Source organism: Mesorhizobium sp. M4B.F.Ca.ET.143.01.1.1 (genome assembly GCF_004792275.1).
GTDB classification, from domain to species: Bacteria; Pseudomonadota; Alphaproteobacteria; order Rhizobiales; family Rhizobiaceae; genus Mesorhizobium; species Mesorhizobium abyssinicae.
Genome location: NZ_SRSR01000074.1, coordinates 1 through 529, shown reverse-complemented (window position 1 = coordinate 529; position 529 = coordinate 1). Strand labels below are relative to the sequence as shown.

The window sequence follows — 529 nt, the reverse complement described above, 5'->3', positions numbered from 1 at the left end:
CCAACAACGGTCCGACGACAGACGGCGTGCTGAACCCGGCGATCATGACGGCCACGAGCGCTGCGGCGATCGTGACGCTGACCTCCAACTACGGCGCCGACGGCGCCGGCACGACGACCTATGCGCTGTCGGTGACCAACGCGGCCTCGGGGCTGGCGACGGCACAGGGCGACCATGCCATCACGCTGGTCCAGGTCGGCGCCACGGTGCAGGGCCAGTACACGGATGCCGGCGGCACCCACACCGCCTTCACCGTGTCGGTCGCCGCGGACGGCAAGATGACGGTGGTGCAGAACGTCGCGCTTGAACATCTGGTCGATGGCTCGACGGCCGCCGCCTACAATGACGCACTGAACCTGGCGGGCAAGATCGCCGTGACGGCGACGGTGACGGATGCCGATGGCGACACCGCCTCGACCGGCGCCATCGATGTCGGCGGTGCGGTCACCTTCCTCGATGACGGCCCCTCGATCAGCAATGCGGTGGTCGGCAGCTCGGTGACGCTCGACGAGACCAACAACGGTCCGAC

Annotated in this window: 1 protein-coding gene; it reads left to right on the top strand. The window is 68.4% G+C overall.

Translation table 11 applies throughout. The features are described from left to right. Positions 1 to 529: DUF5801 repeats-in-toxin domain-containing protein (locus EN786_RS38095; RefSeq protein ID WP_189524374.1), on the top strand; the 529-nt coding region annotated here is incomplete at both ends.